Source organism: Streptomyces sp. NBC_01298, from assembly GCF_035978755.1.
Lineage (GTDB): Bacteria > Actinomycetota > Actinomycetes > Streptomycetales > Streptomycetaceae > Streptomyces.
Genome location: NZ_CP108414.1, coordinates 2,764,886 through 2,785,149, shown reverse-complemented (window position 1 = coordinate 2,785,149; position 20,264 = coordinate 2,764,886). Strand labels below are relative to the sequence as shown.

The window sequence follows — 20,264 nt, the reverse complement described above, 5'->3', positions numbered from 1 at the left end:
CAGCAATTCGGCTGAACATGTTCAGAAAACTGCGTAGGCTTCCTCCCATGAGCGAGAGAAGCGCCCTTCTGCGGCGGATCCGTGCCTGGCTTGCCCTGTTCCTCGTCTGCCTCGTGCTGAGCGGACTCACCGCCTTCCCCCTGGTGAGCGAGCTCCGCTGGGCCAACGCCCTGCTGGACAACGCGTGGTTGCGACACGTCGGGGACGGGCTGGTGCGGGCGGATTCCGAATACCCCTTCCTCCTCTACGGCACCGACTGGCTCGCCTTCGCCCATCTGGTGATCGCGGTGTTCTTCTACGGGGTCCACCGCGATCCCGTCCGGAACATCTGGATCGTCGAGGCCGGCATGATCGCCTGCGCCGGCATCATCCCGCTGGCCCTGATCTGCGCTCCCGTCCGGGGCATCCCCGTCTGGTGGTCGCTGATCGACATGTCCTTCGGCGCCTTCGGGGTGATCCCGCTGCTGATCCTGCGACGCATGATCAAGCGGCTGGAGGCGATGCCGGCGGACGCAGGCCGGGCCCCGTCCGTGGCCCCGGCACCGGCACCGGCCGGGACCCGGGTCTGAGTCCGGGCTACTGGGCGAAGGCGGCCATGATGATGCCGAGGGCCACCGGGTTCATGTCCTGGCCCTTGGCATCGGTCGAGTTGACCGAGTACACAAGGGTGCGGGACAGGTCGCGGGTCCCGCCTATCGCGGTGTTGTAGCCGTGCCGGCCGCCCGTCTTGCCCCAGGCGACCGTGCCGTCGGGCAGCTTCATCCGCGACATCCCGGCCGTCAGCGTCGCGGACTTGCCCGTGACGAAGTCCTTGACCCCGGGGACCGTGAACATCTCCTCCAACTGCGCCGCCGGTACGAGGCGTCCGCCGAACAGGGCGACGGTGAACCGCTCCAGATCGGCCGTGGTGGAGATGATGTCGCCCGCCGCCCACCGGTCCGAGGAGTTCCACTCCGTCACGTCCCGCAGCTCGGTGGAACCGTCCTGGCGCGCCACCGCCTGGTACCCGTGGTTGTGGCGACCCGGTATGCGGGTCTGGAAACGGCCCGGGAACGAGGTGTCCCGCAGCCCCAGCGGCTTCAGTACCCGCGCCGCGACCGCCTTCTCGTACGTCCCGCCCGTCACCTTCTCGATCAGCGCGCCCAGCACCGTGTAGTTGATGTTCAGGTAGTGCTGGGCCGTGCCCGGGGCGAACTCGGGGCTCTTGGCCGCCGCATCGGCGATCTGGTCGTGCGGATCGGTCACGTCGAAGCGGTGCTCCCACTGCGCCTCGAAGGAGTCGCCCGGACCGTCGGCCGCCGGAATCCCGCTGGTGTGGTTGAGCAACTGCCGTACGGTGACCGCGCCGTAAGCCTCGGGGACGGTCCCGGGCAGGTACCGGCGGACCGGCCCGTCGAGGTCGAGCCTGCCCTCGGCGGCGAGCTGGAGCACTACCGCCGAGGTGAAGACCTTGGTGACCGATCCGGCCCGGAACCGGCCCTCCTCGATCGCCGCGCGCCCGGTGCGGATGTCCGCGACACCGGAACCGCCCTGCCAGCTGCCGCTCGCGCCGCCCACCCGTACCAGCGCGGCCGTGGCGTCCTTGTGGTCCGCCCCGAGCCCCGCGAGCGCCTGCTCCAGTGCCGTGGCGTTAGGCGGGGTCGAGACCTGCGGTGCGGGCCCCTGCGTCGCGGAGCTGACGGCCGGGGCAGACGCCCCCACCGACCCGGCGTGGGCGGCGGCCGGTCCGGCCGCGACGCCCAGGACCAGGGCGGTGGCGATCAGTGTGCGGGTCGCTCGGTTCATGGTGGATCCCCCTGTCGGCTCTCCGGGCGACTTCCGCCCCGATGACCTCAATGTTGCTGGTCAAAGGGGTAGTTGCGGATCACCATCAAGAGGGGTCTTTGCCGGTACGACAACTCACCACCGAGAGCTAGGAGATACGACCCGTCTCACTCCCCAGAGGGAGATACCGGAGAGCCAGCCGCGATCAGACCCGTCTCGTACGCGCAGATCACCGCCTGGATCCGGTCCCGCAGCCCCAGCTTCGACAGCACGTTGCCCACGTGCGACTTGACCGTGTGCTCGCTCACCATCAGCTCCGCCGCGAGCTCCGCGTTCGACAGCCCCCGCCCCAGGTGCAGCAGCGTCTCCCGCTCACGGGCCGTCAGCACTTCCAGTCGCTCCGCGGACAGCGTCTCCCCGGCGCCCGGCCGGGCCGTCGCCGCCGTGTACTCCGCGATCAGCCGCCGGGCCACCGAAGGAGCCAGCAGGGAATCGCCCGCCGCCACCACCCGTACGGCGTGCACCAGATCGTCCCGCCGCACGTCCTTCAGCAGGAACCCGCTGGCCCCCGCGTGCAGCGCCTCGTACACGTACTCGTCCGAGTCGAAGGTCGTCAGCATCACCGTCCGGCAGGAACCGGTCCCCGAGATCTCCCGGCACGCCTCGATCCCGTCCAGCACCGGCATCCGGACGTCCAGCAGCGCCACGTCGGGCGCGAGGGAGCGTACCGCCGCGACCGCCGCCGCCCCGTCGCCGACCTCCGCCACCACCTCGATGTCCTCCTGGGCGTCCAGGATCATCGCGAAGCCGCTGCGCACCAGTTCCTGGTCGTCGGCCACCACCACACGGATCGTCACTTCCCCACCTCCGCGCCCGACGTTACAAGCACGACGCGCAGCTCGAAGCCGGTGCCGTCCGGGCCCGGGCCCGTCCGGGCCGTACCCCCGTGGGCGGCCGCCCGCTCGCGGATCCCGATCAGGCCGTGCCCGCCGGGTCGCGCCCGCGGCACGGAACCCGCACCGGCCCCGGCCACCGGGCCCCGCCCGTCGTCCGTCACCGTCACCGTGAGCTCCCGCTCCCCATAGGCCAGGACCACGGCCACCGCCGAAGCCCCGGCGTGCTTGACCACATTGGTCAGGGCCTCCTGCACCACCCGGTACACCGTCGCCTCCAGCGCCGCTGGCAGGGCGCGTACCGCACCCGTGCGCTCCAGGCGTACCTCGGGCCCGCTGCCCCGGACCCGCTCCAGCAGCCCCTCCAGCTCCCCGACACCGGGCTGCGGGGAGCGCGGAGCCGCCTCGTCCGTGCGCAGCACCCCCAGCATCGTGCGCAGCTGGGCCATGGCGTCCCGGCCCGTCTCCGCGATGGCCTCGAACGCGGCCTCGGCGCGCTCGGGGGCCCTGCGCACGGCCACCGGACCGGCCTCGGCCTGCACGATCATGATGCTGACCGCGTGCGAGAGGATGTCGTGCATCTCCCGCGCGATCCGGGCCCGTTCGCGGGCGGCCGCCTGCTCCGCCTCGATCCGGTTGGCCCGCTCCAGCTCGGCCGCCCGGTCCAGGAGGGCCGCGGTGTACGCCTGCCGGGTGTGCTGCAGCCGCCCCAGCGCGTACGCGGCCCCGGAGACGAAGAGAGTGAAGAGCAGCTCGCGCGCGGTCCCGGTGTTCCAGTACACCGACACGGCGACCGTGAGGACCGTGAGCCCGCCCACCGTCAGCCGCACCCGGGCCGTGCACCGCAGGGCGACCGTGTAGAAGGCGATCAACCCGGCGTACGGAAGCGGCTGCCCCGGGCCGTCTCCCCCCAGGTTGTACACGCCGCCGGCCGCCAGGATCGCGACCAGCACCGTCACCGGAGCCCGCCGGCGCCAGATCAGCGGCAGCACGCCGAGCGTGGTCATCGCGTACGAGATCCAGTCCGCGGGCGGCGCCCCGGCCGGCCGCGGCACCACGAAGGGCATCGTGACGGCCAGTTGCACCAGCAGCGTCAGCCCGAGGTCCTGCCGGTGCGGACCGGCGCTCCGGATCCGCCCCGCGATCTCCCCCCAGGCCCGTATCACCGGCCGAGCCCGGCCCGTACGGCTCTCAGCGCGTCCACCCGGTTCGTCGTGATCGAGTCGACTCCGGCCCTGATCAGCGCGCGCATCGCGCGCTTGGTGTCCGGGGTCCAGGCCGATACCAGCAGACCGTCCCGGTGCAGGGCGTCCACCAGCTCCGGGCCGACCAGCCCGAAGCGGTAGTTGAGCCAGCTCGGGGCCACCGCGTCGATCAGCACCCGGCGCGGGGGAGCCAGGGTAGTCCAGGTCAGCGCGATCTCGGCGCGCGGATCGGCGGCGCGCACCGCCAGCATGGTGGCCGGACCCGCGCAGTAGTACGCACGGTCGCGGGCCCCGCATTCGCGGACCTGACCGACGACGGTCCGCACGGCCCGGGCCGTCGCACCCGGCAGGTCGATCATGACCCGGCCCGCGCCGGCGGCCATCAGGGCCTCGCGCAGGGTCGGGATCCCGCCGCCGGTCAGCTCCTTCAGCTGCGGGGCCGTGACGTCCTCGAGCCGTACGTCGTGGCCCCACAGCCGCCGGAGGTCCTCGTCGTGGAGCAGTACGGGGACCCCGTCGCGCGTCGTCCGTACGTCGATCTCCACCGCGTCCGCCCCCCGGTCGAAGGCGGACCGGATGGAGGGCAGGGTGTTCTCGCGGACGCGGTAGGGATCCCCGCGGTGTCCTACGGCAGTCAGGGTGCGCATGCGCCCATTCTGCTGGGCCGTCAGGAAGCCAGCCAGGCGGAGGTGTACGTGTCGATCTCGGCGGTGAGCTTCGCCTTGCCGGCCGGGTCGAGGAAGGAGGCCTCGACGGCGTTCTTCGCGAGCTGGGCCAGGCCGCGCTCGTCCAGGTCCAGCAGGCGGGCGGTCACCGCGTACTCGTTGTTGAGGTCGGAGCCGAACATCGGCGGGTCGTCGCTGTTGATGGTGACGAGCACGCCGGCCGCCACCATCTCCTTGACGGGGTGCTCGTCCAGCGTGGCGACGGCGCGGGTGGCGATGTTGGAGGTGGGGCAGACCTCCAGCGCGATGCGGTGCTCGGCCAGGTAGGCCAGGAGCTCCGGGTCCTGGGTGGCGCTGGTGCCGTGTCCGATGCGCTCGGCGCCCAGGTCGCGGATGGCGTCCCAGATGCTCTGCGGGCCGGTGGTCTCGCCGGAGTGCGGCACGCTGTGCAGCCCGGCGGCGCGCGCCGCGTCGAAGTACGGCTTGAACTGCGGGCGCGGGACGCCGATCTCGGGGCCGCCGAGGCCGAAGGAGACCAGGCCCTCGGGGCGCAGGTCGACGGCGAGGCGCAGGGTCTCGGCGGCGGCTTCCTCGCCGGCCTCGCCGGGGATGTCGAAGCACCAGCGCAGGATCACGCCGAGCTCGGTCTCGGCCGCCTTGCGGGCGTCCTCGATGGCCTCCATGAAGGCCTTCTCGTCGATCCCGCGGCGGGTCGAGGAGTACGGGGTGATGGTGAGCTCGGCGTACCGGATGTTCTGCCGGGCCATGTCGCGGGCGATCTCGAAGGTGAGGGTGCGCACGTCGTCGGGGGTGCGGACCAGGTCGACGACGGAGAGGTAGACCTCGATGAAGTGCGCGAAGTCGGTGAAGGTGAAGTAGTCGGCGATGGCCTCGGGGTCCGTGGGGACCTTGGAGTCGGGGTGCCGGGAGGCGAGTTCGGCCACGATGCGGGGGGAGGCCGAGCCGACGTGGTGGACGTGGAGTTCGGCCTTGGGCAGCCCCGCGATGAAGGGGTGCAGGTCGGGCATGAGGGTGCCTCCGAAGGACGCGGTGCGGATGGAACGGGGTTCATCGTAGGCAGGATCCGCACTGGCGAAGGGGCCTGTCGGAGGGAGCGCTTAGCATGGCCGTACGAGAGGGGGGCGCCGTATGACCGATCAGAGCCCCGAGTCGCGAGACCCCTGGGCGCCGCCGGAGCAGCCCGCGGTCGATCTGGGCAAACAGCAGGGCGGGCAGGGGTCGCAGGGTGCGCCGGGGGTGCACGACCAGCAGACCGTCGCGGGGATGCCCGGCGGCGGAGGCATACCGCAGCCCGCGCCCGCGCCCGGGACCGCACCCCAGCCCGGGCAGGCGCCCGGTACGACGCCCGCCTTCGGCTACCCGGCGCAGCAGGATCCCGCCGCCGGGTACGGCTACCCGGCCCAGCCGGGCGCGCCGCAGGCCCCGTACGGCGGCTACCCCACCCACCAAGGCGCCCCGCAGCCGCCGTACGGCGGCCAGCCGGGGTACCCCGGCTACCCCGGCCAGCCCGGCTACCCCGGGTATCCGGGCTACCCCGGGTATCCGGGGTACGCGCCCAAGAGCAACGGCTTCGGCGTCACCGCGCTCGTGCTCGGGATCCTCGCCGTGTGCTCGTGCTACTTCGGCCTTTTGTTCGGCGTTCCGGCCGTCATCTTCGGAGTGCTGGGCCGAGGAAAGGCCAAGCGCGGCGAGGCCGACAACGGGGGCATGGCGCTGGCCGGCATCATCACCGGCGCGGTCGGCATCGTGCTCAGCCTCGTGTGGATCGTGTTCTTCATCTTCATCGCCACCACGTCCGAGGGCGGCGACTCCGACTACGACTCGGAGTTCTCGTCCCCGTACGAGAACACGCAGGTCCTCCACCGGGGTTGAACCGCGACCGGCGGGCACGACGGAGGGCCGGGCGGGGACGGTGATCGTCCCTGCCCGGCCCTCGACCCCGCCCTCAGGCGTCCGCGTCCTCCGGCCCGGTCTCCCAGGGCCACCTGGCGTCCCGGCCGTCCTCGATCAGGGACACCATGCGGAAGGCCGCGTCGGTGAGCCCGCCGAAGGTGTGCCGGTGCGCGGACCCGGAGGGCGCGTGGCCCACCCGGTGGCCGGCGAGGTTCCACGTGTAGACCGGCACCGTGTCCGGCACCAGGGCCGCCGGATCGCCGCCGTAGGCGAAGGTGGCCTGCTCGTCGGTGACGATCAGGACCCGGTCGTGCCCCGCGTAGTGCGCGCGCACCGCCTCCGCCGTGTAGGTGCCGCCGAGGTCCTCGAACCGCTCCAGCACCTTCAGCACCGACTCGCCCCGCCGGAAGCCGACCGCCTTGCTGGTGGAGCCGAACTGCACCAGGTCCGCGTCCTCGGCGCGCAGCGCCAGCGCCGCCCCGAAGACGGCCGCGGCGTCGGCCCGGTTGAGCTGCGAGCGGTCCGACAGCGGCGACCACATCGACCCGGACCGGTCCACCAGGACCAGCGTCCGCCCGGGCAGGGCCGGTACGAGGGCCAGGGAGTGGCCCAGCGCCCGCTCCAGCGGGTACGCCCAGCGCAGCGAGGGCGCGTGCCGGTGGGCCGCCAGGTAGCGGAAGGGGAACTGCCGGGCCCGGGCGACGGTCTCCGGGTCGGAGATCTTCGCCGCGACCCGCTCGGCCACCGCGTCCGAGACCCCGGCCTCGTCGAAGTTGCGCAGGTTGCGCAGCAGCGCCATCACGCCCATGGACGGGATGACCGCCTCCCAGGCGGCCGCGTCCATCGGCCCCTGCAGCCAGCCGGCCAGTGCCTCCCAGGTCATGCCCGCCGCGGCGAGCCGCTCGGCGCCGTCCGCCGAGGTGACCACGGCCCGGCGCTCCGCCACGGGCAGCTCCATCAGGGCCCGGTGCGCGCGCAGGGTGCGGTTGCCCGGCGGCGCCTCGGCGGTCTCCGGGCTGTGCCGGCGGTCGAGGGCGTACCGGAACAGCTCGCCCTGCCAGGGCTTGTCCGGGTCGGGGGAGGCGTGCACCAGGTTGAGGACGTCGCCGAAGCGGTATCCCCGGGAGGCGGTGTCGTACTTCAGCAGGGAGTTGCCGGAGTAGAGGCGGCGCACCGCGTCGGCGATCCCGCGCTTGACGGGCTTGGGCACGCTGCGCCCGTACACGGCCGTCCAGTAGGCGAGCAGTTCGCCGGGCTCGTCTGCGCGCAGCAGTACGGAGTCCACCACCTGCCGGTTCGACGGCCCGTCGGTCGCTCCGGCGTCGAGCCGCGCCTTGACGTACTCGGCGGCTCCGACGAGCGAGGCCGTCCGCATGTTGCCGCCCTGCCGCAGCCAAGCGAGCAGGCCCGCGGTCCACGCGGGATCCTCCACGGCGAGGGTGCGCACGAGCGCGGCGTAGCGGTCGTCGCGGGCCTCGCCGGACTCGTAGGCGGTCCGCTGCGTCACGAAGTTGGCGACGGCGAGCAGGAACAGCTCGGAGCGCGGATCGCGCACGAAGCCGGGGCTGCCGTGCGCGTTGGCTGCGCGGCGGCCGGTGGAGCGGACCGGTGAGGTGGGCGTGGTGGACGGAGCGGGCGCGGTGGGCGCCGCCTTGGAGCGGAGCAGGTTGAAACGAGCCATGTGAATCCCCCCGAATTCAGTGGAAACCGGGGGAGGCGGGACGTACGGGAGGCCCGAGATCGGAGTCGACGACGGACTTGTGTCAGCCGCTCTAACCATCTGAGCTACCGGCCGGAGCCGGGCGGGACTCGAACCCGCGACCTGCTGATCCGGAGAAGTAACCGTTGCCTGCGCACCGGGCTTCCCGTACGTGTGCCTCCCGAGATCAAAGTGGCTGCGGCCTGGGTTTCTTTGCAAAAGAAGGAGCCGCTGCCCGCGCACCGGGAGGTGCGTGAAGAGGTGTCCAGAGATCGAGGTCGGCGAAACCACGTGGTGCTCTACCAACTGAGCTACACCGACCCGAAGCCGATGACGGGACTCGAACCCGCGGCTGCCCCATTAAGAGTGGAAGTAAGTCTCACCTGCGCACCTGGACAAGGATCACGCTAGACGCACACCCGTACCGGCCGCGAGCGATTAAAGCCCCTCCCGCGCCCCCTCCCGCAGCCCCGCCCCCAGCCGCTCCCGCGCCTCCATGAGCGCGAAGCCGAGCAGGTTCAGGCCGCGCCACCGCGCCGGGTCCAGCGCGCGCTCGTCGTCGGGGGCCAGGCCCACGCCCCAGACCCGGTCCATCGGGCTGGCCTCCACCAGGACGCGGTTCCCGGTCGAGAGCAGGTACGAGGTCAGCGCGGGATCGGAGCCGAACTTGTGCACGCTGCCCTCCACCACCAGCGCGAACCGCTCCCGCTCCCAGACCACGTCGTCGAAGCCGCGCACCAGCCGCCCGGCCTTCTTCGCCTCGGCCGGAGTCCTCGCCTCCAGAGCCGCGCGCTCCGCCTCGGCATCCTCGAACAGGCGCGCCTTTCCGGCCATCATCCAGTGCTCGGCGGTGGCGTACCGGACGTCACCCACGGTGAACTCGGACGGCCACCACTGACTGAGGCAGCTCGGTCCGAGCGTTCCGTCCGGCCGCGGACGGTGTCCCCAGAACGGCAGGAACTTCACCCGCTCACCCCGGCTGACCTGCCCGATCAGTTCCTCGATCTTCTCCATGCATGCGAGTCTCGCAGGAGCACCGGACACTTCGTACGGGATTTCGGGCGCGCCTCGACACATGGTCGACCGATTCCGTCGCGTAATCAAAAGGCAACAACGGAATCACTTGGCCGAGGGGTATACCTCTGCCAGGATCGGCACTCAATTCGAGCTGTAGCTCGAACTGTAGCTACGGAGAGCGTGAGAGCGTGATGGGCAACCGCTTCCAGGTCAAGGTCCAGGTCAAGGACCGATTCGCCGCAGGCGCGCAGTACATCGACGGGCAGCTGCGGCCCGGCACCTCGGGCCGGTCACACACCGTGGTCGACCCCGCCACCGGCGAGGAGGTGCTCACCTACGAGCTGGCCTCCACCGCCGACGTGGACGCCGCCGTCGCCGCCGCCAAGCGGGCCTTCCCCGGCTGGTCGGGAGCCACCCCCGGAGAGCGCTCCGAAGCGCTGCACCGGCTGGCCGCGGTGCTGGCCGAGCGGGCGGAGGAGTTCGCGCACGCGGAGTCCCTGCAGTGCGGCAAGCCGGTCAAGCTGTCGACGGAGTTCGACGTCCCGGGGACCATCGACAACACCGCCTTCTTCGCGGGCGCCGCGCGCCACCTCCAGGGGCAGGCCGCGGGCGAGTACTCCGGGGACCACACCTCGTACGTGCGCCGCGAGGCGATCGGGGTCGTGGGCTCCATCGCGCCGTGGAACTATCCGCTGCAGATGGCCGCCTGGAAGATCCTCCCGGCGATCGCCGCGGGCAACACCATCGTCCTCAAGCCCGCCGAGCTCACCCCGCTGACCTCCCTGATGTTCGCCCAGGCGGCCAAGGAGGCGGGCCTGCCCGACGGCGTGGTCAACATCGTCACCGGCGCCGGCCGGGACGCGGGCGAGCACCTGGTCGGCCACCCGGACGTGGTCATGACCTCCTTCACGGGGTCCACGGCCATCGGCAAGCGGGTCGCCGAGATCGCCACCGCCACCGTCAAGCGGCTCCACCTCGAGCTCGGCGGCAAGGCTCCGTTCCTCGTCTTCGACGACGCCGACCTGGAGGCCGCCGCCAACGGCGCCGTCGCCGCCTCCCTGATCAACACCGGCCAGGACTGCACGGCCGCCACCCGTGCCTACGTCCAGCGCCCCCTCCACGACGCCTTCGTCGCCCGGGTCGCCGAGCTGATGGAGACCGTCCGCGTCGGAGACCCCTTCGACCCGTCGACCGACCTCGGCCCGCTGGTCTCGCACGTGCACCGCGACCGGGTCGCCGGTTTCGTCGAGCGCGCCCGCGCGTACGCCACGGTCGTCACCGGCGGTGAGATCCCCGGCGGAGAGCTGGCGGACGGCGCGTACTACCGGCCCACGCTGATCTCCGGCGCGGCCCAGGACAGCGAGGTGGTCCAGTCCGAGATCTTCGGCCCGGTCCTCGTGGTCCTGCCCTTCGACACCGACGACGAGGGCATCGCGCTGGCCAACGACACCCCGTACGGTCTCGCGGCCTCGGCCTGGAGCCGTGACGTGTACCGGGCGAACCGTGCCACCCGGGAGATCCAGGCGGGCTGCGTCTGGGTCAACGACCACATCCCGATCATCAGCGAGATGCCCCACGGCGGCTACAAGGCCAGCGGGTTCGGAAAGGACATGAGCAGCTACTCCTTCGAGGAGTACACGCAGGTCAAGCACGTGATGTACGACAACACCGCGGTTGCCGCGAAGGACTGGCACCGCACGATCTTCGGGGACAGATAACCACGTAGAGCCGCCCGACCAGCGGTTCGCACCCATCCCGAAAGGGCACCTCCCATGGAGCAGTTCGAGCCCGACCGCCTCTCGGCGGCGCAATTCGCCGCCATGCGGCGCAGCCTCACCACCGGGCGCGGCGCCCTCACCCGCCGCTCCGTGCTGCGCGCCTCCGGAGTCGGAGCGCTCACCCTCGGCGGCCTGTCCGCGCTGGCCGGCTGCGGCATCCCGCCGGCCAAGCGCGCGGAGGGCAACGCCGCGGCCTCCGACGACCACTCGGCGCAGGAGAAGGAGATCAGCTTCTCCAACTGGACCGAGTACATGGACACCAGTGAGGACGAGAAGTCCCGTCCCACGCTGGAGGAGTTCACCAAGCGGACCGGGATCAAGGTCAAGTACACCGAGGACATCAACGACAACGTCGAGTTCTTCGGCAAGATCAAGCCCCAGCTCGCGGCCGGCCAGGACACCGGCCGCGACCTGATCGTCGTCACCGACTGGCTGGCCTCGCGCATCATCCGCCTCGGCTGGGCCCAGAAGCTGGACCCCTCGCACCTCCCGCACGCGTACGCCAACCTGATCCCGCAGTTCCGCAGCCCCGACTGGGACCCGGGCCGCGCGTACAGCTACCCCTGGACCGGCATCAACACGGTGATCGCCTACAACACCAAGGCGACCGGCGGGAAGAAGGTCGACTCCGTCACGCAGATGCTCGACGACCCCTCCCTCAAGGGCCGCGTCGGCTTCCTCACCGAGATGCGCGACAGCGTCGGCATGACCCTGCTCGACCAGGGCAAGGACCCGGCGAACTTCACCGACGCCGACTACGACGCGGCGATCGGCCGGCTCCAGAAGGGCGTGGACAAGAAGCAGATCCGCCGCTTCACCGGGAACGACTACACGGCGGACCTCGACAAGGGCGACCTCGCAGCCTGCCTGGCCTGGGCCGGCGACGTCATCCAGCTGCAGGCCGGCAACCCGGACATCCAGTACGCGATCCCGGCGCCCGGCTACATCACCTCCAGCGACAACCTGCTGGTCCCCGTGAAGGCCCGGCACAAGGCCAACGCGGAGCGGCTCATCGACTACTACTACGAGCCCGCGGTGGCCGCCCAGCTGGCCGCCTACATCAGCTACGTCTGCCCCGTCGAGGGCGTCAAGGACGAGCTGGCCAAGATCGATCCGGAGCTCGCGGACAACGTCCTGATCGTCCCGGACAAGGCGATGGCCGCCAAGTCGCACGCCTTCCGCTCCCTCACCAGCGAGGAAGAGACGGCGTACGAGGAGAAGTTCGCCAAGCTCATCGGAGCCTGACGGGTCCCGCCGCGTCCCCCACCGGCGAAGACACCCGAACCGGCACCTGCCCCTTCCACGACACACCACCGAAGGCCCAGGCCCATGACTGACAAGACCGAAGGCGGCGACGTCCGCCTCGCCGGGATCAGCAAGCACTACGGATCCTTCACCGCCGTGCACCCGCTGGACCTCACCATTCCCCAGGGCTCCTTCTTCGCCCTGCTCGGCGCCTCGGGCTGCGGGAAGACCACCACCCTGCGCATGATCGCCGGCCTGGAGGAGCCCTCCACCGGCACCGTCAGCCTCGGCGAGCGCGAGGTCACGCACCTGCCGCCGTACAAGCGCCCGGTCAACACCGTCTTCCAGAGCTACGCCCTCTTCCCGCACCTCGACGTCTCGGAGAACATCGCCTTCGGGCTGCGCCGCCGCGGCATCAAGTCGGTCAAGAAGCAGGTCGACGACATGCTGGAGCTGGTCCAGCTCGGCCAGTTCGCCCAGCGCAAGCCGCACCAGCTCTCCGGTGGCCAGCAGCAGCGCGTCGCCGTGGCCCGCGCGCTCATCAACCACCCGCAGGTGCTGCTCCTCGACGAGCCGCTCGGCGCCCTCGACCTCAAGCTGCGCCGCCAGATGCAGCTGGAGCTCAAGCGCATCCAGACCGAGGTCGGCATCACCTTCGTGCACGTCACGCACGACCAGGAGGAGGCCATGACCATGGCCGACACGGTCGCCGTGATGAACGGCGGCCGCGTCGAGCAGCTCGGCGCCCCCGCCGAGCTCTACGAGAACCCGAAGACGACCTTCGTGGCGAACTTCCTCGGCACCTCCAACCTCATCGAGGCCGAGGTCCTGGAGGCCGGCGCGTCCGACGTCGTCGTCTCCTCGGCCGGTACGAAGCTGCGCGTCCCGGCGGCGCGATGTTCGACCACACCCCGCGCCGGCGGCAAGCTGCTGGTCGGGGTGCGCCCGGAGAAGATCTCCCTGGTCCACGCGGACGCGGAGAACACCATCGAGGCCGGCCGCAACAAGGTCGCCGGCAAGATCGCGGCCTCCTCCTTCATCGGGGTCTCCACCCAGTTCGTCATCGACAGCCCGGTCTGCCCGGAGCTGGAGGTGTACGTGCAGAACATCGAGCGCGACGCCCGCCTCGTCCCCGGCGCCGACGTGATACTGCACTGGAACCCGGAGCACACCTTCGGCCTGGACGCGGCCCAGGACATCGACGCCGGCATCGAGACGGTCGAGGAGAGCGCGTGACCGCCCCCGCGACCCTGCCCGAGGTCGCCGTCTCCGCCGAGCCCCCGGTGCACAAGCCGTCCCTGAAGAAGCGCCTGGTCCCGTACTGGCTGCTGCTCCCGGGCATCCTGTGGCTGGTCGTCTTCTTCGTGCTGCCGATGGTCTACCAGGCCTCCACCTCGGTGCAGACCGGCTCCCTCGAAGAGGGCTTCAAGGTCACCTGGCACTTCCAGACCTACTGGGACGCCTTCACCGAGTACTACCCGCAGTTCCTGCGCTCCCTGCTCTACGCCGGCACCGCGACCGCGCTGTGCCTGCTGCTGGGCTACCCGCTGGCCTACCTGATCGCCTTCAAGGCGGGCCGCTGGCGCAACCTGCTCCTGGTGCTGGTCATCGCCCCGTTCTTCACCAGCTTCCTGATCCGCACCCTCGCCTGGAAGACGATCCTGGCCGACGGCGGCCCGGTGGTCGGCGTCCTCAACACGGTCGGCTTCCTCGACGTCACCAGCTGGCTCGGCATGACCGAGGGCGACCGCGTCCTCGCCACGCCGCTCGCGGTCGTCTGCGGTCTGACGTACAACTTCCTCCCCTTCATGATCCTTCCGCTCTACACCTCGCTGGAGCGCATCGACACCCGCCTCCACGAGGCGGCCGGGGACCTGTACGCCCGTCCCGCCACGGTCTTCCGCAAGGTGACCTTCCCGCTGTCCATGCCGGGCGTGGTCTCCGGGACCCTGCTGACCTTCATCCCGGCGAGCGGCGACTACGTCAACGCCGAACTGCTCGGCTCCACGGACACCCGCATGATCGGAAACGTCATCCAGTCGCAGTACCTGCGCATCCTCGACTATCCGACGGCGGCCGCGCTGTCCTTCATCCTCATGGCCATCGTCCTGGTCATGGTCACCATCTACATCCGCCGAGCGGGGACGGAGGACCTGGTCTGATGAAGAGCGCCACCACCTGGCTGCGCCGCAATCTCGTCGTGATCGCGGGGCTCGGCACGCTCGCGTACCTGATCCTGCCGAACGTCGTCGTCACGGTCTTCTCCTTCAACAACCCCACCGGGCGCTTCAACTACGCCTGGCAGGAGTTCTCCCTCGACGCGTGGAAGGACCCCTGCGGGGTCGCCGACATGTGCGGGTCCCTGTCCCTCTCGCTCCAGATCGCCCTGTGGGCCACCATCGGCGCGACCGTACTGGGCACGGCGATCGCCTTCGCGATGGTCCGCTACCGGTTCCGGGGGCGCGGCGCGGTCAACTCGCTGATCTTCCTGCCGATGGCCATGCCCGAGATCGTGATGGCGGCGTCCCTGCTCGCCCTCTTCCTCAACATGGGCATCCAGCTCGGCTTCTGGACGATCCTGATCGCCCACGTGATGTTCTGCCTCAGCTTCGTCGTCGCCGCGGTCAAGGCCCGGGTGCTCTCCATGGACCCCCGCCTGGAGGAAGCGGCCCGCGATCTCTACGCCGGACCCGTGCAGACCTTCCTGCGCGTCACCCTGCCGATCGCGGCCCCCGGCATCGCGGCGGGCGCGCTGCTCTCCTTCGCGCTCTCCTTCGACGACTTCATCATCACCAACTTCAACTCGGGCAACACCGTCACCTTCCCCATGTTCGTGTGGGGATCGGCCCAGCGCGGTACGCCTGTACAGATCAACGTCATCGGCACGGCGATGTTCGTCATCGCGGTCCTGGTGGTGCTGGGCGGCCAGATGGTCGCCAACCGCCGCAAGAAAGCACAGCCCAAGTAACACCTGTAGGGAGTTGGAAGACATGGCCCCAGACGCCATGCGCACCGCTGCACGATCTCTTTCCGAAGCGAAGCCGGTCTCGTACTGGCTGGACGACCCCGGCAAGCCCGCCGCGGAGCCCGCCCTCACCGGGGACGAGCACTGCGATCTGCTCGTCATCGGCGGCGGGTACAGCGGTCTGTGGACCGCGCTGATCGCCAAGGAGCGCGACCCCGCCCGGGACGTCGTGCTCATCGAGGGCCACGAGGCGGGCTGGGCCGCCTCGGGCCGCAACGGCGGCTTCTGCGCGGCCTCCCTCACCCACGGCCTGGCGAACGGGATGGCCCGCTGGCCCGACGAGCTCGCCACGCTGGAGGACCTCGGCGCCCGCAACCTCGACGCCATCGAGGAAGCGGTCGCCCGCTACGGCATCGACTGCGACTTCGAGCGCAGCGGCGAGATCGACGTGGCCACCGAGCCGCACCAGGTCGCGGAGCTCCGCGAGTTCCACGCCGAGGCCGAGCGGCTCGGCCTCGCCGGCCGCTCCGAGTGGCTGGACGCGGACGCCATCCGGGCCGAGGTCGACTCCCCGACCTTCCTCGGCGGGATCTGGGACCGCGACGGCGTCGCCATGCTCAACCCGGCGAAGCTCGCCTGGGGCCTGAAGCGGGCCTGCCTGGAGCTGGGCGTCCGGATCTACGAGAACACGCGCGGGCTCGACCTGGTCGGCTCGGGCGAGGGGATGGCCGTGCGGACCCCGTACGGCCGGGTCTTCGCCCGCCGGGTGGCGCTGGGGACCAACATCTTCCCGTCGCTGGTCAAGCGGGTGCGCCCGCTGACCGTCCCCGTCTACGACTACGCGCTCATGACGGAGCAGCTGACCGAGGAGCAGCTCGCCTCGATCGGCTGGAAGAACCGGCAGGGCCTCGGCGACAGCGCCAATCAGTTCCACTACTTCCGGATCACCCCCGACCGGCGGATCCTGTGGGGCGGCTACGACGCGATCTACCCGTACGGGGGCAAGCTCGACGCCGAGCACGACCACCGGCCCGAGACCTACCTCAAGCTCGCCGAGCACTTCTTCACCTGCTTCCCGCAGCTGGGAGGGGTGAAATTCAGCCACGCATGGGGCGGGGCGATCGACACCTGCTCGCGCTTCTCCGCCTTCTTCGGCACCGCGCACGCGGGCAAGGTGGCCTACGCGGCCGGCTACACCGGACTGGGCGTCGGGGCCACCCGCTTCGGCGCCGACGTGATGCTGGACCTCCTGGCGGGGGAGAAGACCGAGCGCACCGAGCTGGAGATGGTCCGCTCCAAGCCGATGCCCTTCCCGCCGGAGCCCTTCGCCTGGACCGGCATCACCATGACGAAGTGGTCGCTGGCCCGGGCGGACCGGATGGGCGGACACCGCAACCTGTGGCTGAAGACGCTGGACCGGTTCGGTCTCGGCTTCGACAGCTGAGGCCTGAACCCGACGGCGCCGCCCCGGTGCGCTGATCGGGTAAGCGACCTCCGCACGCCCCGGGCGCACATCGCCCGTGATGGTGTGACCTGCTTCACTACCACGGGGTAACGAAACCCGCGTCATACCTGCGCCCGGCCCCGCTCTCTCCTGTGAGAACGCTTCACCTCACCCACAGAGAGCGGAGGCCGGGCGATGACGATCCCGGGGGACAAGACGGCAGTGGAGTGGCTGGTTTCGGTGGCGCCCGATCCGGACGCCTGTCGCTGGGAGTGGGAGCGCAACCCCCTCGGGGTCGCCCTGCTGCCCGCCGGCCGCCGGTGGGACGTGCTGATCCTGCCGGGGGAGCTGGGACGCACCACCCTCGAAGTACTGGACACGCTGCCCGCCCGGCCCGGCCCGGTGCTCGCCGATTTCGGCGACTCCAGGCTGGGCTTCTTCGTGCCCCCGGGCACGGCGTCGCGCTGGATCGGGACGGGTGTGCGGGGAGCCGGTGACGGGACCTGGATCGTGGTCCCGTACCCCGGCCGGGCCACGGGCGGGGTCCGCTGGCTCGTCGTCCCGGACGGGCGGGGCACGCTCACCGATCCGGCGGTACTGGAGCTCGCGATGCACGAGGCGGCGGCGCGCGTCGTGGGGCGGACGGGTGGGAAGTCTTGACAAGAAGATTGGTCTGGACCATCTTGGGCGCCGCTGCGCCTTCCCCCACGGCTCGCCCGCGCGCGGCCCGGCTCCATCCCCCCATGTACCGGAGGCAGTTGTGCGCCCCACTCGTCCTGCTGGCCCCACCCGCCCCGCCAGACCCACCGTCATACGCTCCGCGCTGTCCCTCCTTACCGCCGCCGCCCTCGCGGCGGCCGGCCTCCTCGCCGCCGGTCAGCCGGCCGCCGCGGCCGACGCCGACCTCATCCGCAACGGCGGCTTCGAAGCCGGCCTGGACGGCTGGAGCTGCTCGGCCGGCAGCGGAGCCGCCGTCAGCACCCCGGTGCACGGCGGCACTTCCGCCCTCAAGAGCACCCCGGCCGGGCAGGACAACGCCCGCTGCTCCCAGACCGTCACCGTCAAGCCCGACTCCGCGTACACGCTGAGCGCCTGGGTGCAGGGGGCGTACGTCTACCTCGGCGCCACCGGAACCGGGACCACGGACCCGCAGACCTGGACCCAGAGCCCCGGCGCCTGGAAGCAGCTGAGCACGAGCTTCCGTACCGGCCCGAGCACCACCTCGGTGACCGTGTACACGCAGGGCTGGTACGGCCAGCCGTCGCAGTTCACCGACGACGTGACCCTCGTCGGCCCGGACCCCGGCGGCTCCGGACCCGGCCCCCAGATCCCGGCCGCCCCCACCGGGCTCGCCGGGTCCGCCTCCTCCTCCACCACGGTCGGCCTCTCCTGGGCGGCCGCGACCGGGGCCACCTCGTACAAGGTCTACCGGGACGGCGCGAACCCGACCACCGTCGGCGGCACGTCGGCGACGGTCACCGGCCTCACCGCCTCCACGACGTACTCCTTCCAGGTCAGCGCCGTGAACGCGGCCGGCGAATCCGCCAAGAGCGCCGCGGTCCCGGTGACCACGCCGAACGGCGGCGGCAACCCGGGCAACCCCGGCCTGCCCGCGCACGCCCTGGTCGGCTACCTGCACGCCAGCTTCGCCAACGGCTCCGGCTACGTCCGGATGGCCGACGTACCCGCCTCCTGGGACGTCATCAACCTGGCCTTCGGCGAGCCCACCTCGGTGACCTCGGGCGACATCCGCTTCCAGCTCTGCCCGGTCAGCGAATGCCCGAACGTCGAATCGGCCGCGGACTTCAAGGCGGCCATCAAGGCCAAGCAGGCCGCGGGCAAGAAGGTCCTGATCTCGATCGGCGGCCAGAACGGCCAGGTCCAGCTGGGCACCACGGCGGCCCGCGACACCTTCGTCTCCTCCGTCAGCAAGATCATCGACGAGTACGGGCTCAACGGCCTCGACATCGACTTCGAGGGCCACTCCCTCTCCCTGGCCACCGGCGACACCGACTTCCGCGCCCCCACCACCCCGGTGATCGTCAACCTGATCTCCGCCGTGAAGACCCTGAAGGCCAAGTACGGCCCGGACTTCATCCTGACGATGGCCCCCGAGACCTTCTTCGTCCAGCTCGGTTACCAGTACTACGGATCCGGCCCCTGGGGCGGCCAGGACCCGCGCGCCGGCGCCTACCTCCCGGTCATCCACGGCCTGCGCGACGACCTGACCCTGCTCCACGTCCAGGACTACAACTCGGGCTCGATCATGGGCCTCGACAACCAGTACCACTCCATGGGCGGAGCCGACTTCCACATCGCCATGACGGACATGCTGCTCACGGGCTTCCCCGTGGCCGGCAACACCGCCCGCGTCTTCCCGCCGCTGCGCGCGGACCAGGTCGCCATCGGCCTGCCGGCCACGACCAACGCGGGCAACGGCCACACCTCCCCGGCGGAGGTCAACAAGGCGCTGGACTGCCTGACCAAGAAGACGAACTGTGGCGCGTACCAGACCCACGGCACCTGGCCCGCCCTGCGCGGCCTGATGACCTGGTCGATCAACTGGGACCGCTTCGGCAGCTGGGAGTTCTCGAAGAACTTCGACGCCTACTTCGGCGGCTGACCGTCGGCCGGCTGACCGTCCGCCGGCTGACCGTCCGCCGGCTGGCCGTCGGCCGAGTGGTCGTCGGACGCGGCAGGGCCGGGGCGCGCACGCCCCGGCCCTGCCGTGCGTCCCCGCCCCGCCGCGCTCCGCACCACGAGCAGCAGCGGCGTGCACATCAGGAGGCTGGCCAGGACGTCCAGGGGCCAGTGGTAGCCGCGCAGGATCAGCCCCGTCGCCGTCAGGGCGGTGAGGGCCGCCGCGAGGGGGAGGGGCCAGCGGCCCCGGGTGTACGGGCGCACGAGCAGGGCCGCGCCCGTGTACGCCACGCAAGCGGTGGCCGTGTGGCCCGAGGGGTAGTAGCCGGAGGCCCAGGGCTCCAGGGGGCCCGGACGGCCGGTCCACTCCTTCAGCGGGACGATCAGGGCCGGCACCAGGGCCATGGCCAGGGCCGCGGCCGCCGCGGCGCGCCGGTTGCCGCGCCGGGCGGCGTGGACGACGGCGAGGAGCAGGACGGGGACTGCTACCGGGACGTTGCCGAGATCGGAGAGGCGCTGGGTGACCGCGTCGGGGACCGTGCGCACCAGCGAGCGGCTGAGGGCGGCGTCCGGGACCAGCAGGGGCCCGGACACGAGGACCTGCCAGGTGGTCAGGGCGAAGAGCGCCGCGCAGAGCGCGGAGACGGCGGAACCCGCCGAGAGGAGAGTGGCCGGCCGCCCCGGAACAGGGGGGGTGGTTCCGGGGCGGCCGCCCGGATCGGGATGCCGGGCGCCCCGGGGGGTTTGGGGCGTGCGGCCGTCCGATCGGTGAAGAGTGTGCGCGAACGCATGCCCAGTGCGGCGCTGGGGAAGCCCGGTACTGGTGTCGCCCCCGATTTCCCGGGAGCGGGGTGTCTCACTCATCTGCAGAAACCGTACGGCAGCGGAAGGGGGACCGACAGCGGGAAAACGCTCCCGCCATCGGCCCCCCACACCTTCTTCACAGCGCCCGACCGTTACCCCCGGTAGTGACCGCGCGGTGATCGAGGATCGCGTCCCCGCGTTCTACCGCCTGTGTCAGACGTTCGACCAGGG

The 20,264-nt window shown here is 71.2% G+C and carries 18 protein-coding genes and 1 tRNA gene; 10 read left to right on the top strand and 9 right to left on the bottom strand.

The genetic code is table 11. The annotated features are described in order from the left end of the window. The first annotated feature begins 47 nt into the window (after positions 1-47). Positions 48-569 (top strand): hypothetical protein, encoded by a 522-nt coding sequence (locus OG730_RS12385; RefSeq protein ID WP_327304299.1) that lies wholly within the window; start codon positions 48-50, stop codon positions 567-569. Between the two features lie 7 nt (positions 570-576). Here OG730_RS12385 and OG730_RS12380 read toward each other — a convergent pair whose 3' ends face one another. From OG730_RS12380 to OG730_RS12360, 5 genes are all read right to left on the bottom strand, one after another. Beyond that, positions 577-1,785: a serine hydrolase domain-containing protein gene (locus tag OG730_RS12380; protein WP_327304298.1), complete on the bottom strand. Its 1,209-nt coding sequence runs from the start codon at positions 1,783-1,785 to the stop codon at positions 577-579. A 146-nt stretch (positions 1,786-1,931) separates the two neighbouring features. Further along, on the bottom strand, positions 1,932-2,621 hold the full coding sequence (locus OG730_RS12375) for a response regulator transcription factor (protein WP_327304297.1): 690 nt from the start codon (positions 2,619-2,621) through the stop codon (positions 1,932-1,934). After that, positions 2,618-3,823 (bottom strand): sensor histidine kinase, encoded by a 1,206-nt coding sequence (locus OG730_RS12370; protein ID WP_442814890.1) that lies wholly within the window; start codon positions 3,821-3,823, stop codon positions 2,618-2,620. The genes OG730_RS12375 and OG730_RS12370 overlap by 4 nt, the downstream gene beginning before the upstream one ends. Continuing rightward, positions 3,820-4,509 (bottom strand): glycerophosphodiester phosphodiesterase, encoded by a 690-nt coding sequence (locus tag OG730_RS12365; protein WP_327304296.1) that lies wholly within the window; start codon positions 4,507-4,509, stop codon positions 3,820-3,822. The genes OG730_RS12370 and OG730_RS12365 overlap by 4 nt, the downstream gene beginning before the upstream one ends. Positions 4,510-4,529: 20 nt before the next feature. Further along, positions 4,530-5,555 (bottom strand): adenosine deaminase, encoded by a 1,026-nt coding sequence (locus OG730_RS12360; protein WP_327304295.1) that lies wholly within the window; start codon positions 5,553-5,555, stop codon positions 4,530-4,532. A gap of 121 nt (positions 5,556-5,676) precedes the next feature. Between OG730_RS12360 and OG730_RS12355 the strand changes: the two genes are divergently transcribed. Beyond that, a complete protein-coding gene (locus OG730_RS12355) occupies positions 5,677-6,420 on the top strand; it encodes a DUF4190 domain-containing protein (protein ID WP_327304294.1) in 744 nt (247 codons plus the stop codon). A gap of 73 nt (positions 6,421-6,493) precedes the next feature. Here the strand turns inward: OG730_RS12355 and OG730_RS12350 are convergent, their stop codons facing one another. From OG730_RS12350 to OG730_RS12340, 3 genes are all read right to left on the bottom strand, one after another. Then, positions 6,494-8,122, bottom strand: a complete 1,629-nt coding sequence (locus tag OG730_RS12350; protein WP_327304293.1) for a TROVE domain-containing protein — start codon at positions 8,120-8,122, stop codon at positions 6,494-6,496. A 343-nt stretch (positions 8,123-8,465) separates the two neighbouring features. Continuing rightward, positions 8,466-8,527: transfer RNA gene (locus tag OG730_RS12345), tRNA-Ser, on the bottom strand. A 51-nt stretch (positions 8,528-8,578) separates the two neighbouring features. Then, the gene (locus tag OG730_RS12340; RefSeq protein ID WP_327304292.1) at positions 8,579-9,154 is read right to left on the bottom strand and encodes a riboflavin biosynthesis intermediates N-glycosidase; all 576 of its coding nucleotides are present in this window, start codon (positions 9,152-9,154) and stop codon (positions 8,579-8,581) included. 194 nt (positions 9,155-9,348) lie between these two features. Here OG730_RS12340 and OG730_RS12335 point away from each other — a divergent pair, with 194 nt between their 5' ends. The 8 genes from OG730_RS12335 (at position 9,349) to OG730_RS12300 (ending at position 19,212) form a co-directional block, all read left to right on the top strand. Beyond that, positions 9,349-10,875: a gamma-aminobutyraldehyde dehydrogenase gene (locus OG730_RS12335; protein WP_327309234.1), complete on the top strand. Its 1,527-nt coding sequence runs from the start codon at positions 9,349-9,351 to the stop codon at positions 10,873-10,875. A gap of 54 nt (positions 10,876-10,929) precedes the next feature. Continuing rightward, complete coding sequence (locus OG730_RS12330) at positions 10,930-12,180, top strand: polyamine ABC transporter substrate-binding protein (protein WP_327304291.1); 1,251 nt, start codon at positions 10,930-10,932, stop codon at positions 12,178-12,180. Between the two features lie 84 nt (positions 12,181-12,264). After that, positions 12,265-13,416, top strand: a complete 1,152-nt coding sequence (locus tag OG730_RS12325) for an ABC transporter ATP-binding protein (RefSeq protein ID WP_327304290.1) — start codon at positions 12,265-12,267, stop codon at positions 13,414-13,416. Beyond that, a complete protein-coding gene (locus OG730_RS12320) occupies positions 13,413-14,342 on the top strand; it encodes an ABC transporter permease (RefSeq protein WP_327304289.1) in 930 nt (309 codons plus the stop codon). The genes OG730_RS12325 and OG730_RS12320 overlap by 4 nt, the downstream gene beginning before the upstream one ends. Continuing rightward, complete coding sequence (locus tag OG730_RS12315; RefSeq protein ID WP_266881382.1) at positions 14,342-15,148, top strand: ABC transporter permease; 807 nt, start codon at positions 14,342-14,344, stop codon at positions 15,146-15,148. The genes OG730_RS12320 and OG730_RS12315 overlap by 1 nt, the downstream gene beginning before the upstream one ends. Before the next feature lie 22 nt (positions 15,149-15,170). Beyond that, positions 15,171-16,589 carry an NAD(P)/FAD-dependent oxidoreductase gene (locus OG730_RS12310; RefSeq protein ID WP_327304288.1) on the top strand — a complete coding sequence of 473 codons (1,419 nt, stop codon included), beginning with the start codon at positions 15,171-15,173 and terminating at the stop codon, positions 16,587-16,589. A 195-nt stretch (positions 16,590-16,784) separates the two neighbouring features. Continuing rightward, on the top strand, positions 16,785-17,249 hold the full coding sequence (locus tag OG730_RS12305; protein ID WP_327304287.1) for a hypothetical protein: 465 nt from the start codon (positions 16,785-16,787) through the stop codon (positions 17,247-17,249). 151 nt (positions 17,250-17,400) lie between these two features. Beyond that, complete coding sequence (locus tag OG730_RS12300; protein ID WP_327309233.1) at positions 17,401-19,212, top strand: chitinase; 1,812 nt, start codon at positions 17,401-17,403, stop codon at positions 19,210-19,212. On the opposite strand, the gene OG730_RS12295 is transcribed toward OG730_RS12300, so the two are convergent. Continuing rightward, entirely contained in the window at positions 19,197-20,093 is an 897-nt protein-coding gene (locus OG730_RS12295; protein ID WP_327304286.1) for a phosphatase PAP2 family protein, read from the bottom strand. The genes OG730_RS12300 and OG730_RS12295 overlap by 16 nt on opposite strands. Between the last annotated feature and the right edge of the window lie 171 nt (positions 20,094-20,264).